Annotated in this window: 12 protein-coding genes and 1 tRNA gene; 8 read left to right on the forward strand and 5 right to left on the reverse strand. The window is 68.8% G+C overall.

From position 1 onward, the window contains the following. The first annotated feature begins 39 nt into the window (after positions 1-39). The 3 genes from gcvT to gcvP all read left to right on the forward strand — a co-directional run bounded on the left by gcvT (position 40) and on the right by gcvP (position 4,536). Entirely contained in the window at positions 40-1,122 is a 1,083-nt protein-coding gene (gene gcvT, locus HNV26_RS16525; protein ID WP_171442248.1) for a glycine cleavage system aminomethyltransferase GcvT, read from the forward strand. 30 nt (positions 1,123-1,152) lie between these two features. Beyond that, complete coding sequence (gene gcvH / locus HNV26_RS16530; RefSeq protein WP_171442249.1) at positions 1,153-1,542, forward strand: glycine cleavage system protein GcvH; 390 nt, start codon at positions 1,153-1,155, stop codon at positions 1,540-1,542. Between the two features lie 78 nt (positions 1,543-1,620). Beyond that, entirely contained in the window at positions 1,621-4,536 is a 2,916-nt protein-coding gene (gcvP, locus tag HNV26_RS16535; protein WP_171442250.1) for an aminomethyl-transferring glycine dehydrogenase, read from the forward strand. A gap of 63 nt (positions 4,537-4,599) precedes the next feature. Here gcvP and HNV26_RS16540 read toward each other — a convergent pair whose 3' ends face one another. The 3 genes from HNV26_RS16540 to HNV26_RS16550 form a co-directional block, all read right to left on the reverse strand. Further along, on the reverse strand, positions 4,600-5,517 hold the full coding sequence (locus tag HNV26_RS16540) for a cation diffusion facilitator family transporter (protein WP_171442251.1): 918 nt from the start codon (positions 5,515-5,517) through the stop codon (positions 4,600-4,602). A 27-nt stretch (positions 5,518-5,544) separates the two neighbouring features. Next, positions 5,545-6,792: a TonB family protein gene (locus HNV26_RS16545; protein WP_171442252.1), complete on the reverse strand. Its 1,248-nt coding sequence runs from the start codon at positions 6,790-6,792 to the stop codon at positions 5,545-5,547. A 119-nt stretch (positions 6,793-6,911) separates the two neighbouring features. Further along, positions 6,912-8,828 carry a SpoIID/LytB domain-containing protein gene (locus HNV26_RS16550; protein WP_171442253.1) on the reverse strand — a complete coding sequence of 639 codons (1,917 nt, stop codon included), beginning with the start codon at positions 8,826-8,828 and terminating at the stop codon, positions 6,912-6,914. An 85-nt stretch (positions 8,829-8,913) separates the two neighbouring features. Here HNV26_RS16550 and HNV26_RS16555 point away from each other — a divergent pair, with 85 nt between their 5' ends. Continuing rightward, complete coding sequence (locus tag HNV26_RS16555) at positions 8,914-10,599, forward strand: right-handed parallel beta-helix repeat-containing protein (protein ID WP_171442254.1); 1,686 nt, start codon at positions 8,914-8,916, stop codon at positions 10,597-10,599. A gap of 72 nt (positions 10,600-10,671) precedes the next feature. On the opposite strand, the gene HNV26_RS16560 is transcribed toward HNV26_RS16555, so the two are convergent. Continuing rightward, positions 10,672-10,743: transfer RNA gene (locus HNV26_RS16560), tRNA-Cys, on the reverse strand. 156 nt (positions 10,744-10,899) lie between these two features. On the opposite strand from HNV26_RS16560, the gene HNV26_RS16565 reads away from it, so the two are divergent. The 4 genes from HNV26_RS16565 (at position 10,900) to fdxA (ending at position 14,141) form a co-directional block, all read left to right on the forward strand. Further along, a complete protein-coding gene (locus tag HNV26_RS16565) occupies positions 10,900-12,051 on the forward strand; it encodes an acyl-CoA dehydrogenase family protein (protein ID WP_171442255.1) in 1,152 nt (383 codons plus the stop codon). Positions 12,052-12,169: 118 nt separating this feature from the next. Next, a complete protein-coding gene (locus tag HNV26_RS16570; RefSeq protein ID WP_171442269.1) occupies positions 12,170-12,523 on the forward strand; it encodes a rhodanese-like domain-containing protein in 354 nt (117 codons plus the stop codon). 82 nt (positions 12,524-12,605) lie between these two features. Next, a complete protein-coding gene (gene asd / locus HNV26_RS16575) occupies positions 12,606-13,694 on the forward strand; it encodes an aspartate-semialdehyde dehydrogenase (protein ID WP_171442256.1) in 1,089 nt (362 codons plus the stop codon). A 111-nt stretch (positions 13,695-13,805) separates the two neighbouring features. Then, positions 13,806-14,141, forward strand: coding sequence for a ferredoxin FdxA (gene fdxA, locus HNV26_RS16580; protein ID WP_011553106.1), 336 nt, complete (start codon positions 13,806-13,808; stop codon positions 14,139-14,141). A 71-nt stretch (positions 14,142-14,212) separates the two neighbouring features. Here fdxA and HNV26_RS16585 read toward each other — a convergent pair. Next, a partial coding sequence (locus HNV26_RS16585; RefSeq protein ID WP_253816670.1) for a hypothetical protein occupies positions 14,213-14,924 on the reverse strand: 712 nt, incomplete at its 5' end.

Here is a 14,924-nt window from a genome sequence, read left to right on the forward strand (position 1 = left end):
AGTCCGCGCCGTTTTCCACACCCCTCCAGGAGAATGAAGATGGCCCGGCAAACGCCCCTCAACGCGGCACACCGCAAGCTGGGGGCCCGGATGGTCGACTTCGCTGGCTGGGACATGCCCGTCCAGTACAGCTCCGTCATCGGCGAGCATGAGGCCGTGCGCACCGGCGTCGGCCTGTTCGACGTCTCCCACATGGGGGAGGTGGATTTCTCCGGCCCCGGCGCCCTGGACACGGTCAACGCGCTCATCTCCAACGACCTGACCCGCATCGCGGACGGGCAGGCGCTGTATGCGGGCTTGCTCGACGAGCGAGGCACCTTCGTGGACGACGTGGTCGCCTACCGCTTCAGCCCCGAGCGCATCCTCATCTGCGTCAACTCCAGCAACCGCGAGAAGGACGTCGCGTGGATGAAGGCGCACGCCAAGGGTGTGGCACCCGTGGACCGGAGCGATGACTACGCGCAGATTGCCGTGCAGGGCCCCAAGGCCACCGGCCTGGTCCAGCGCATGACGAAGACGGACCTGTCGAAGATTGGCACCTACCGCTTCGCCGAGGGCGAGGTCGCCGGGGTGAAGTGCCTCATCTCCCGCACCGGCTACACCGGCGAGGACGGCTTCGAGCTGTACAGCGCGGCCGGGGACGCGGTGGCGCTGTGGGACGCGCTGCTCACCGAAGGCCAGCAGGACGGCGTGAAGCCGTGTGGCCTGGGCGCCCGTGACAGCCTCCGCACGGAGATGAAGTACGCGCTCTACGGCAACGACATCGACGACCAGCACACCGCGCTGGAGGCCGGGCTGGGGTGGATCGTCAAGCTCGACAAGGCGGCCTTCATCGGCAAGGAAGCGCTGGTGGCGCAGAAGGCCGCGGGCGTGAAGCGCAAGCTGGTGGGCTTCGAGCTGACCGGCAGCGGCATTCCGCGCCACGGCTACGCCATCCTCAAGGACGGCGCGCCGGTGGGGGAGGTGACCAGCGGCACCATGGGCCCCACCGTGAAGAAGGCCATTGGCATCGGCTACGTGCCCACCGAGCTGTCCGCGGAGGGCTCCACCTTCGACGTGGACATCCGCGGTCGCGCGGTGCCCGCCGTGGTGGTGAAGACCCCGTTCTACAAGAAGCCCTGAAGCATTCCCGTTCCAACCAGGAGCAATGACATGGCCGACAACATCCCCGGCGACCTGAAGTACACCCGTGAGCACGAGTGGGCCCGCGTCCAGGGCACCTCGGTGGTGGTGGGCGTCACGCAGCACGCGCAGGAGTCCCTGGGCGACGTGGTCTACGTGGAGCTGCCCAAGGTGGGCTCCATGGTGACGGAGGGCAAGCAGTTCGGCGTCATCGAGTCCACCAAGGCGGTGTCGGAGCTGTACTCGCCGCTGACGGGCAAGGTGGTGAAGGTGAACGACGGGCTGTCGGACAACCCCTCCACCGTGAACACGGACCCCTACGGTGAGGGCTGGATTGTGGAAATCGAGCCCTCGGACCCCAAGCAGGTGGACGGACTCCTGGACGCCGCCGCGTACACCGCCCTGGTCCAGAACAGCTGAGAGTGAAGGGACGGGGACTGGTTGTTAGAGACGGTCCTCGACTTCTCGACGCACGACTCGCCCGCGAGCTACAAAGCCATGTCCTTGAACTGGAAGTATCAGGAGCCGTTTGCCGGCCGTCACAATGGTCCGGATGACACCGAGCTGAAGCAGCTGTTGTCCGCGCTGGGCGTGGACTCGCTCGATGCCTTCATCGACCAGGCCGTCCCGCCCGCCATCCGCGCCAAGGAGCCGCTGAAGCTCGCGACCGCGCGCGGCGAGCACGAACTGCTGGCGGCCTTGGAGTCCATCGCCGCGAAGAACCAGGTGTTCCGGTCCTTCATCGGCATGGGCTACCACGACACGCACACGCCGAACGTCATCCTCCGCAACGTCTTCCAGAACCCGGGCTGGTACACCCAGTACACGCCCTACCAGGCGGAGATTGCGCAGGGCCGGCTGGAGGCGCTGCTCAACTTCCAGACGCTGGTCATGGACCTGACGGGGCTGGAGGTGGCCAACGCCTCGCTGCTGGATGAAGGCACCGCCGCCGCCGAGGCCATGGCCATGGCCCTGGCCATGCACCAGAAGGGCGAGGAGGCCGGCGCGGCCTTCTTCGTCTCCGAAGGCTGCCACCCGCAGACGGTGGACGTGGTGCGCACCCGCGCCCAGCCGCTGGGCGTGGAGGTGGTGGTGGGTGACCACCGCACGGTGGACTTGAGCTCAAAGAAGTTCGTGGGCGCGCTGGTGCAGTACCCGACCACCGACGGCGCGGTGCATGACTACCGCGCCTTCGGCGAGCAGGTGCACGCCGCGGGCGGCCTGTTCGTGGTGGCCGCGGACCTGCTCAGCCTGACGCTGCTGACGCCGCCGGGTGAGTTCGGCGCGGACGTGGCGGTGGGCAGCGCCCAGCGCTTCGGCGTTCCCATGGGCTACGGCGGCCCGCACGCAGGCTACTTCGCCACGAAGAACGCCTACACCCGCGTCATGCCCGGCCGCATCATCGGCGTGTCCGAGGACGCGCAGGGACGCCGCGCGTTGCGCATGGCGCTCCAGACGCGTGAGCAGCACATCCGCCGCGAGAAGGCGACGAGCAACATCTGCACCGCGCAGGTGCTGCTGGCCGTCATCGCCAGCATGTACGCCGTCTACCATGGCCCCTCCGGGCTGAAGGCCATCGCCGAGCGCGTGCACGGCCTGACGGTGCTGCTGGCGCGCGGGCTGGCGAAGCTGGGCCTCAAGCTGAAGCACGACCAGTACTTCGACACGCTGCGCGTGGAGCTGACGGCGCCGCACGTGCGCGCGGTGCTGGGGGCCGCCGAGGCGGCGCGGATGAACTTCCGCCGCATTGACGAGAAGACGCTGGGCGTGTCCCTGGACGAGACGACGCGGCCCGCGGACGTGGAGGACATCCTGGCGGCCTTCGCCACCGGCACTGGCAAGTCCTCCGCGCCGGTGTTGGCGGACCTGGTGGGGATCGGCGTGGAGAGCACCGTGGCGCAGGCGCTGCGCCGCTCGAGCGCGTACCTCACGCACCCCGTCTTCAACAGCTACCACTCCGAGACGGAGATGCTGCGCTACATCCGGCGGCTCGAGGCGAAGGACCTGTCCCTCACGCACTCGATGATTCCGCTGGGCAGCTGCACCATGAAGCTCAACGCCACCGCGGAGATGATTCCGGTGACGTGGCCCCAGTTCGGTCGGCTGCACCCGTTCGCGCCCACCTCGCAGGCGGCTGGCTACAAGGTCATCTTCGAGCAACTGGAGCAGATGCTCACGCAGGTGACGGGCTTCGCGGGTTGTTCGCTCCAGCCCAACGCCGGAAGCCAGGGTGAGTACGCGGGCCTGCTCGTCATCCGCGCGTACCACCAGAGCCGCGGCCAGGGGCACCGGGACGTGTGCTTGATTCCGTCCTCCGCGCACGGCACCAACCCGGCTTCGGCGGTGATGGCCGGCTACAAGGTCGTCGTCACCCGGTGCGATGAGAACGGCAACATCGACCTGGATGACCTGCGCGCGAAGGCGGAGGCGCACAAGGACGCGCTCGCCGCGCTGATGGTGACGTACCCGTCCACCCACGGCGTGTTCGAGGAGGAGATTCGCGAAATCTGCGCCATCGTCCACGAGCGCGGCGGCCAGGTGTACATGGACGGCGCGAACCTCAACGCGCAGGTGGGCCTCACCTCGCCCGGGCTGGTGGGCGCGGACGTGTGCCACATCAATCTGCACAAGACGTTCTGCATCCCGCACGGCGGCGGCGGCCCGGGCATGGGCCCCATCTGCGTGGCCAGCCACCTGGTGAAGTTCCTGCCGGGGCACCCCGTCATCCAGACGGGCGGCTCGGAGGCCATTGGCGCCATCTCCGCGGCGCCGTGGGGCAGCGCGAGCATCCTGCTCATCTCCTGGATGTACATCGCGATGATGGGCGGCGAGGGCCTCACCCAGGCCACCAAGCTGGCCATCCTCAACGCCAACTACGTCGCTGAGCGGCTCAACGCCCACTACCCGGTGCTGTACCGGGGCAAGCGCGGCAAGGTGGCGCACGAGTGCATCGTCGACCTGCGCCCGCTCAAGAAGACGGCGGGCGTGGAGGTGGAGGACGTGGCCAAGCGGCTCATGGACTACGGCTTCCACGCGCCCACCGTGTCCTTCCCGGTGGCGGGCACGCTCATGATTGAACCGACGGAGAGCGAGTCCAAGGCGGAGCTGGACCGTTTCTGCGACGCGATGATCGCCATCCGTCAGGAGATTCGGGACATCGAGGAGGGCCGCATGCCCAAGGACAACAACGTCCTCAAGCACGCCCCGCACACCGCGCGCGTCGTCGCCGCGCCGGAGTGGAACCGTCCCTACTCGCGCGAGCAGGCCGTGTTCCCCACGCCGTGGGTCCGCGACAACAAGTTCTGGCCCTCCGTGGGCCGGCTCAACAGCGTGCTCGGTGACCGCAAGCTGGTCTGCTCGTGCCCGCCCATCGAGGACTACATGACGCCGGAGCCGAAGGCCGCCACGGCCTGACGCACCCCGCGCATCAGGTGATGCCATGGGCCGTCTCCCTTGTCGGGGAGGCGGCCTTTGTCTTTACGCGGGTGTGGCCAGCGCGGCGCGGTCCGGCTCTACGTGGACCACCACGTCCACCACCTGGGGATAGGCATCATGCAGCGTGCGCTCCACGCGGTCCGCTACCTCATGGGCCTGCGCGGTGGTGAGCTGCGGGTCCACCTCGATTTTGAGGTCCACGTAGACGCTCTCCTCCATGCCGCGGCTGCGCACGTCACTGCAGGAGCGCACGCCCGGCACCGCCAGCGTGTGCCGTTTCACCTCGTCTGGGTCCAGGCGCGCCGTGTCGGAGAGGATGCCCACCGCCTGCCGGACGATGCCGTAGGCCACCCAGGCCACGAACACCATCACGGCCAGCGCAATCAGCCCATCCGCGCGCGGGTAGCCCAGCCACACCAGCAGCAGGGAGCCCAGCACCGCGAGGGTGACGTAGACGTCGGACATCGTGTGGCTCGCGTCCGCCAGCAGCAGGGAACTCTTGTACTTGCGCCCGTAGTACCGCTCCACCCGCGTCACCACCATGTTCACCACCAGGGTGAAGGCCATGACGGCCGCCATGGTGCCCGTCACCTGCGGATGCTTGTCGTTGAGCACGGAGTCGAGCGCCATGCGCCCCAGCTCCAGCATGCCCACGCCAATCATCGCGCCAATGCCCAGCGACGCGAGCGCCTCGAACTTGCCGTGGCCGTAGGGGTGGTCCTCGTCCGCTGGGCGTGACGCCACGCCCATGGCCACCAGCCCCAGCACGTTGGAGCCGCCGTCGATGAACGAGTGCAGCCCGTCCGCCGTCACGGCCGCGGACTGGCTGAGCATTCCGAAAATCAGCTTGGCGCTGGCTACCACCCAGTTGGCCACGAGGATGCCCAGCAGCACCCTGCGGACCTTCCGGTTCCGCTCCTGCTGCGCGAGATTTCTGTCGGTGAGCGTCGTTGCTTCCACGGGGCCGCACGGTACTTCAGTACGTGCTCAGTTGGGCTGGCGGAAGAGCCGCATCTTCGGGCCGCCGCCCATCTCCATGAAAAAGCCGAACTGGAACTTCACCTTGGCGTCGTCCGACAGCAGGCCGGGCGGCGGGTTGGGGAAGGGCTGCGCGCGTTTGAAGGACGAGACTGCCTCGAAGTCGAGGAAGTCGAGCCCGCTGCTCTTCTCCACCTGGATGTCCGTCACCTGGCCGCGCTCGTCGAGCGTGATTTGCAGCAGCGTGTACCGGTCCCTCCCCGTGTAGATGCCGCCGGTGGGGTCTCTCCGGCGCAGCTGCTCGTTGGGGTTCCAGTGCATGCCCACGCTCTGCTTCACGCGGTTGAAGAAGCTGGCGTACTTCCACTCACGCGTGTTGAGGAGGGTGCCATCGCCTTCCTCCGCGTCCTGCAGGTGGTCATTGGGCGCGGCGCCCAGGACCTTGTCCATGACGGCGCGCGACGGCGTCAGCGACGCCAGCCCCGGCGCGCCCGCGCGGCCCGTGGAGCCGGCTTCCTCGCCGCCGGTGCCGGGCTGGATGTTGAGGCGCTTGGAGTTGCCCACCACCTCGTCGCTCTCGTTCTGGTTGTTCACCGTCATGCCCGGACCCGGCGACGTCGGGTCCGTCTTCATCGCCACCTCGTTCTTCTTTCGGGCGTCGGGAAGCTCGAAGGCGGGCTTCTGGCCCCCCTGGGACACGGGCCGCTCGTCGTTGCCCAGGCCGTTGTTTCCGGCCGTGCGCGGCGGCGTCTGCGCGTCCGTATTCTGACCTTCTTGATTCTGCGGTGCCGTCCGCTGGGGCATGGCGTTCCGGTAGAAGGGCGTCTGCTCCCGAGCGCGCGTCTCCTTGTCCACGCGGTTGTTGCTCTCCGCGAGGTACTTCGCGTTCGGGTCCACCTCGTCGTTGCCGGGCGCGACGTCCACCACCTGCCCCTTGGGCGTCTCGTCGGGCTTCTTCTCCTCCGGCTTCTTGTCCTGGGCCTTGGGGCGCTCCGAGGCCTGGGACTTCGTCTGGGGGGAGGCCTTGCCGCGGTTCTGCGCCCATTGGTCGGCGGTGAGCGGCCGTACGGCCACGGAGGTGGGCCGCGTCACCGGCTTGCGTGCCTTCTCGTCGCCCTGGAGTGAACTCGTCAGCAGCAGGGTTCCCACGTAGACGGCATGGAGGAGCAGGGCGAGCGCAATCGCCGCGGCGAAACGCCCCGCGGACGACCCCTGCCGCCTCCGGCGGCGCCAGCTTGTTGGAGAACCCGTGCTCACGGCGGGATGATAAACCTCCGAACGGGCGGACTAGTCCCGTCGCGTTCGCGGCTGAACAGGTGAAAGGTCGGGTCGATTCGCGGGCCGCGCACGGGTTTGAAGGATAACCCCTCCCAGCCTCAATAGATGGGGGCCACCTCGGCACCGTTGAAGTAGTGACGGAGGATGTCCTGGTAGCGCTGCCCGGCCTCCGCCCGGCCAATGGCGCCCGTCTGGCACATTCCTACGCCGTGCCCCCAGCCCCCGCCACGGAAAAGCCAGCCGGTGAGCCGGCCCTCTGCGTCCCGCTCGGCCTCCACCACCGCCATGCTGCTGTTGAGCATGCCGAACAGGCGGCGGATGTTGAGCTCGCCGCGCACCTGGGTGGCCCCCTTGTCGCCGGACACCGTCAGCACGGCCGCGCGGCCGGAGACGCCCCGGTCCGTCAACGCCAGCGCCTGGATGCGCCCCACGCCCAGCCGCTTCAGGCGGGTGTCCACCTGCTCGGCCGTGAAGCGCTTCTCCCACCGGAACTTGCTGGGCTGCGCGAAGCTGGACAGCCGGCAGGCGGCCGGGAGGTTGGCGGTCGTCAGCCAGCGCTCCAGGCTGGCGGGCAGGGGATGGGCACCCACGGGGCCGATGACGTCCGGGCGGCCACGAAGGCTGGGGTCCGGAGGCCCGCCCCACACCACGTCGTTGTCCTCGGTGTGGCCGCCGCAGACGGCGCTGTAGACGGAGTCCACCAGGCGGCCGTCCTCGCTGAAGAGGCCCTCGCCCCGGGTGGCCTCCACCGCGGTGGTGGTGCTGGCGGCCTCACCGGTGCGGCCCCGGTAGACGGCGCAGTGTTGCTCCGAGCACAGGAGGTAGGGGTCCGCCAGGTGCTTGATGCCCACCTTCGCCAGCACCTCGCCGCGCGCGGTGACGGCCTGGGCCTTGAGCGCCTCCGAGTGGGCGCGGGCGAAGATCTCCGCGGGGACCAGGCCCTTGAGCAGGTCCTCCAGGGGAACGACGTTCACCACCGCCAGTCGGCCCGAACGGTCCACGACGAGCTGGAGCGCGCCCCGGAAGGTGCGGTCCTCGAAGCCGTGGAAGTCGTAGCCCACGCCGTATTCGACCTGGCGCACGTCGAAGCCCGCGCCGTCGGGCGTCTCCGCGTCCAGCCGGTCCTGGGCCATGCCCACGACGACGCCCGCCTCGTCGCGCACCTCCAGGATGGCCTTGGAGGGCGTGCGCACCTCTTCAAAGAGCGTCGTCTGGACGCCGTGGCTGCGCAGCAGCTCCGCCTGCTTGTGGCCGGCGGCCTCGGGCGTGAGGACCTCATCCAGCAGCAGCAGCGTGCGCCGGTTGTCGATGACCTTGCCGGCGATGCCGTAGACGGAGCCCAGGACCTGGGCCCGGACCGCGAGCCCCTTCTTACGCCATGACTCCAGCGCCACCTGGAGTCCCGCGCGGTCAGCCATGCGGAACTCAGCCAGTTGCACGCGCGCGGACAGCACCGCCGGGCTCCCCTGCGTCACCCGGACCGTCCAGCGCGTGCCCGCGGCGGCGTCGAGCATCTTCTCGTCGGGCCCTCCGAAGCGCAGGCGCATCCGGCCTCGCGGAGAGAAGGTGACCTCGTTCCGGCCCTCCATCAGGCGCACGGGTACGCGAGGCTCACCCCCACGGAAGTCCAGGCGCTTGAGGTCTCCCGGCGTGGGAATCCCCTGCGCCAGCGGGTCCTCGAGCGGCGGTGACTCCGTGCCTGGTGACGGGGCCTCGTGGCCGTCGGGCGCGGTCGCAGGTGCGCTGCCGGTCGCGCCAGACGACGCGCTGGGCGTGCCCAAGGTCTCCGGTCCAGGAGCCGAAGCGTCCGCGTCGGTAGCGCCCGCTTCGCCGTCCTGTGCGGCTGGCGTGGCCTCGGATGAAGACACGACGGCCGGCCCGGTCGCGGAGGCACGAGGACTGTCCGCCGCGGGTTTCGAGGCCACGCAGGCGGAGAGCAGGACGGCGGCGAGAAGCTGTGTGACGGCGTGGCGCACGGGGGGCGACACCGTACTGTCGCACCTCCATGCTGTCACGGACCGTTCGTCGTGCGCCCGCCGGGCAGGCTGGCTGGTACGTGCCGGGACTCGAGGGGATGAATAGCGCACAGGGCTTCCGGCGTTGCCCCTGCTCATGAAAATCCGACACGGCAACTGCCTGAAGCTGACGTTCCTGGCCACGGGCCTGCTCCTGCTGAGCTCGGCGGCCTGCTCGGGCTCCGACAGTGAAGGGACGCCCGTGCCCGTTCAGGGGTCGACCCCTCGCCCCGTGCCCATGCCCACGCCCGCGTCTGGGTCGGCGGAGTCGCCCCCGCCCACTCGAACCTTCGCCACGCGTCCGCCCGTGGGCGTGCAGGCGGTGGCGGGGACTCCGGTGGCCGCGCTACCGGACCACGCGGACCACGTGAACATCGAGGACCCTTCGCCTCAACCGGCCGTCAACGCCACGGCGACGGTCGTCGCCGCGGAGGCGCCCGTCTACACCCGCGAGTGGGTGGTGAGCACGTCGGGCAACGACGCCGGGGACGGCAGCGCCGCGCAGCCGCTGCGCACGCTCAACAAGGCCATCGGCCTGGCCAGCCCGGGTGAGCTCATCCGTGTCATGCCTGGCACCTACGCGGAGCGCGTCATCATCGGTGACAACGCGAAGCCGGGCACGGCCGACGCGAAAATCACGCTCCAGGGCGAGGGCAGCCCGCGCATCGTCCTAGGCCCCGGCGAGCACGGGCTGGTGCAGGTGCGCCAGCCGCATTGGATCATCGACGGCTTCGAAATCGATATGGAGGGCCAGACGCCCTTCGCCGTCACGTTCGAGGGCGACGTGACGGGCTCGATGCTCGTCAACTCGGACCTGCACGGCGGCACGGGCGGCGGCGCGGTGACGACGTTCAACAACGCCACCGGGCCCATCATCGAGAACAACCACATCCACGACTTCGTGAAGACCACCGACAACGAGGACTCGCACGGCGTCGTGGTGCAGCCCACGTCGCGCGACGTCACCGTGCGCAACAACGACATCCACGACAACTCCGGTGACTCCGTGCAGTGCCTGGGGCCCGAGGGCTTCAGCAACCTGCCGCCCGCGGAGAACCTGCTGGTGGAGAACAACCACTTCTACGGCAACCGCGAGAACGCCGTGGACATCAAGACGTGCTACGGGGTGACCATCCGCAACAACCGGATGCACCACTTCCTCCCGACCTCCACGGCGCGGGGGGACGTCGTCGTCATCCACTACTCCGCGAGCAACGTGCTGGTGGAGGACAACGAAATCTACGACGGCGCGAAGGGCATCGCGGTGGGGGGCACCCGTGACGGCGCCATGCCCACCGGCGTCGTCATCCGCCGCAATCGCGTGTACGACATGACCGAGGCCGGAGGCGGGGAGGGCACGGGCATCCGCCTGGAGAACTCGAAGGGCACCCGGGTGGTGAACAACACCGTCACCCGCACGGCCACGGCGCTCATCATCGGCCATGGCACCGGCGGCCCCACCCAGTCCCCGGTGGTGCAGAACAACATCTTCGCGGAAGCCCCCATCGCGGTGAACATGGGCCCGATGGCTCCGGGGATGAAGATGGGCAACAACCTCTTCCCAGCGGGCGCCCAGTTCAAGAAGGACGGCAAGCCCGTGGACCTCACGGCCTACCAGTCCACCTCGGGAGACACCACCTCACGCCTCGGCTCGGCGGACCTCGGGGCGGCGTTCGCGCCGGGGCCCATGGCGCTGGACTCGGGCGCTGACATCGGCATCCCGTTCTGCGGTGGGGGGCCGGACATCGGCGCGGTGGAGGTCGGCTGCTGAACCGTCCACTCAGCCCCTGAAAAGGACAAGGCCCGATGCGGAGTGACTTCCGCACCGGGCCTTGTGTCTTTGAGGCGCCACCCGGATTCGAACCGGGGAATGAAGGTTTTGCAGACCTTTGCCTTACCACTTGGCTATGGCGCCGAGATGATGGGGTCGGCTTTATACGCAGCCCGCCACCGCGCGGTCAAGGATGCAACAGCTGCCAGCGGTGCATGCGTCCCGTTACCATGCCGTTACCAGAAGGTTCCACCCCGGGTGTGTGCGCACAGGCACCCGAAAGGACGAGGTGCTCGAAAGATGCTTCACGGCCAAGGGCTGTACCTGGAAGAGCATGACGCGTTTCGTCGCACCGTACGTGCGGTGGTGGAGAAGGAGGTTCTTCCCTTCGTGAAGGAGTGGGAGGCCCGGGAGGAGTTCCCCCGGGAGCTCTTCACCCGCTTTGGCGAGCTGGGCTTCCTCGGCCTGAAGTACCCGGTGGAGTACGGGGGCTCGGCCGCGGGGGAGCTGTATGAGGCGGTGTTGCTGGAGGAACTGGGGCGCTGTGGCTCGGGCGGTGTGTCCGCGGGGCTGGGAGCCCAGTTCACCATCTCCACGGGGCCCATCCATCAGTTCGGCACGGACGCGCAGAAGCACCGCTGGCTGGCTCCCGCCATCCGGGGCGAGAAGATTGGCGCGCTGGGCATCACCGAACCGGACGCGGGCTCGGACGTGGCGGGGCTGCGCACCACCGCCCGGCGCGAGGGCGACAGCTACATCCTCAACGGCTCCAAGACGTACATCACCAACGGCGTGCGCGCGGACTTCGTGGTGCTGGCGGTGAAGACGGATCCGTCCGCGGGTCACAAGGGCCTGTCCATGGTGGTGGTGGAGAAGGGCACGCCGGGCTTCTCCGTGGGGCGCAAGCTGGACAAGCTCGGATGGCGCGCCTCGGACACCGCGGAGCTGTTCTTCGAGGACTGCCGCGTGCCCGCGGAGAATCTGCTCGGTGTGGAAGGGCAGGGCTTCGCGCAGATCATGGGCAACTTCCAGTGGGAGCGCCTGTCGCTCGCGCTGGGGGCGGTGGGAGCCATGGAGGACATGCTGGAGACGGTGCTGGCGCACGTGAAGTCACGGCGTGCCTTCGGCCAGTCGCTCCACCAGTTCCAGGTGGTGCGCCACAAGCTGGCGGAGCTCTTCACCGCGCGCGAGTCGGCGCGTCAGCTCACCTACCACGCGCTGCGGCTGCACGTGGCCGGCGAGTGGGCGGTGGCGCAGACGTCCATGGCGAAGAAGGTGGCCACCGAGACGTGCTGCCGCGTCGCGGATGAGTGTCTCCAGCTCCATGGCGGCGCGGGCTACATGATGGAGTACGACATCCAGCGCCACTGGCGTGACGCGCGGCTGGGGCCCATCGGCGGTGGCACCAGTGAGGTGATGAACGAGATCATCGCCAAGCAGCTCGGCCTGTAGGGCGGGGGCGCGGTGCGGCACGGCGCCTCGTCTGTCACATGGAGGGCAGGCGGGGGAGCGGCGCGGGAAGAGGCCCTTGGCGCTCCGGGTTGCTCGAAGAGACCCCGCGGAGGTCACCGTGGAGCCCATCATCGTCTGTGCCGAGCTTTACATGCGTCTGGGGGACGACGAAGTGCTCGTCCTCGACTGTCGCGACGCTGCCGATTGGGAGCGTTACGAGCAGCACATCCCAGGGGCATTGCGGATGACGTCCGCGGAAATCGCCCGCGACCACCACATGCTCCCGGATGACGAGCTCATCGTCTTGTGTGGTTGCTCGCCGGACGGAAGGGACACGCGCCGTGTCTGCCGGCTGCTCCGGATGAAGGGCCGCGAGGCCGTCTGCCTCGACGGCGGACTGCTCGCGTGGGTCACAGGGGGCTTCCCCACGGAGCGGCACAGCCGGGCGCCCGTCGCCGCGATGCCCCGCTGAGCACCAGGGTGGATGCGGTGCGTCGTCAAACGGTGTTATGGAGCGGGCGACATCCTCCTCTGGAGACTGGAGAAACGCCCCCATGGCCAGGCTTCGCGCGGCCCTCATCGGTGCCACTGGACTCGCCGGACAGCAATTCATCGCCGCCCTGAAGAATCACCCCTCCATCGAGCTGACGGGGCTCGCGGCCTCGCCTCGCTCAGCGGGCAAGACGTATGCGGAGGCGCTGAAAACGGCGAGTGGCATGACGGCCTGGTTCGTCCCGGAGCCGCTGCCCGCCGATCTCGCCGGCATGAAGGTGGTGGCCGGTGACGCGCTCGAGGCCAGGGATTACGACCTGGTCTTCTCCGCCGTGGAGGCGGACGTGGCGCGCGAACTGGAGCCGCGGCTGGCGAAGGACATCCCAGTCTTCTCCGCCGCCAGCGCGTTCCGATACGAAGAAGACGTCCCGTTGCTGATTCCCCCCGTCAACGCCGCGCACGCGCCTCTCATCCGGGAGCAGCAGCGCCGGCGTGGCTGGAAGGGCTTCATCGTCCCCATCCCCAACTGCACCACCACCGGCCTGGCGGTGACGCTGGCGCCGCTGGTGGAGCGCTTCGGGGTGAAGGCGGTGCTGATGACCAGCCTCCAGGCCATGTCCGGCGCCGGCCGCTCGCCGGGCGTCATCGGCATGGACATCCTCGACAACGTCATCCCCTATATTCCCAAGGAGGAGCACAAGGTCGAGGTGGAGACGAAGAAGATTCTCGGCGCGCTGCGTCCAGCGGGTGACGGCCTCACGCCGCATGACGTTCGGGTGTCCTGCACCTGCACCCGCGTGGCGGTGATGGAGGGCCACACCGAGTCCGTCTTCGTCTCATTGGACAAGAAGGCGACTGTGGCCGAAGTGACCCAGGCCCTGCGGGAGTGGAAGGGCGCCGAGCTGGCTCGGAACCTGCCGTCCGCCGCGCCGCGCTGGATTGAAGTGCTGGACGATCCCTTCCGACCCCAGCCCCGTTTGGACCGGGACACCCATGGCGGTATGGCCACCACCGTCGGACGCATCCGCGAGGATGGCGTCCTGGAGAACGGCTTCAAGTACGTGCTGGTGTCGCACAACACCAAGATGGGTGCCGCGCGAGGCGCCATCCTCGTGGCCGAGCTGCTGTTGGCCCAGGGCTTGGTGGGCTGAGCCCCGCTCCCTGCGAAGGGGTGGCACAGATTCAGGGTGCCATCGTCAGTTCGAACCACTACTCTGCGCGCCCACGGACGCGCCTGGTTTCAACCGAGAGGAGACTTTTCAATGGCCTACGTCGTTGCCGACCCTTGCATCAAGTGCAAGTACACCGACTGTGTCGAGGTGTGCCCAGTCAACTGCTTTTACGAGGGTGCCAACTTCCTGGTCATCCACCCGGATGAGTGTATCGACTGCGGTGCTTGCGAGCCGGTGTGCCCCACCAAGGCCATTTTCCCGGAGACGGAGCTCCCGGAGCAGTGGAAGGAATACAAGGCGCTGAACGCCGACCTGTCCACCAAGTGGCCCAACATCGCGGAGAAGAAGTCCGCGCTGCCCGAGGCCGAGGAGTTCAAGTCGAAGGACGGCAAGCGCTCCCTGCTGGATCCGGCGCCGGGCTCGTAGTCCACGGACCGTTGCGTGTCCCGGAAGGCCCTTTCGCGCGACGGCGAGAGGGCCTTCTCCGTTGCGGGGAGCTACTCCGCGCGCAGGGCGCTCAGCTTCAGCCCGCGCGATTCCAGCGCGTCGCGCAGCCGGCTCAGGTCCTCGGCCGCCACGGGGCGGTGCCGGCCCAGGATGCGCAACGACACTTCGCGCGGGCCCGTGCGCTCGACCTCCACCGTGGCGTCCAGGTGCCCGCGCAGGCTCATGCTGAGCGCGGGCCGCTGGGACTTCACGAACACCTCGATGCGCTCGATGAGCGCCATCGCGGCCTCGGCGCGTGCGGCGGGGTTCACTTCCTCGGCCGGAGCGTGCGCGCCTCCCGCGCTCGCCGTCACCGCCGGGGCGTTCTCCGAGCCAATCGACTCCTGAAGGGGCCTCTTTTCATCCGGAGGCGGTGGCCCAGGAGCCGGCCGTGCTTCGGGCTGAACTGGAAGGGCGGGGCGCAGGTCCTTCGACAACTCGCGGGCGATGAGGTCGTGGAGCCGCTGTTCGGTGCGCTCCTGGCCCAGGGCCTGGGACTCGCTCCGGACGGTGCCCAGCCGCTGGACTTCGACATTCATCGCCTGCCGCTTGAGTCCCAGGCTCTCGGGGCTGGAGACAGCGCCGCGCTGGGCGGTGAGCACGGGCCCCGAGGCCCGGGCCAGCAGGGTGGGGGCGGAAGGGATCGTCCAGCAATTCAATCCAGCGCGGCGCGGCGGACGGCAGGTTCCGAGCCAGCTCGGCGCCCTTCCACTCCCCCAGGTG

It is taken from the genome of Myxococcus xanthus (assembly GCF_013116825.1).
GTDB lineage: Bacteria > Myxococcota > Myxococcia > Myxococcales > Myxococcaceae > Myxococcus > Myxococcus xanthus_B.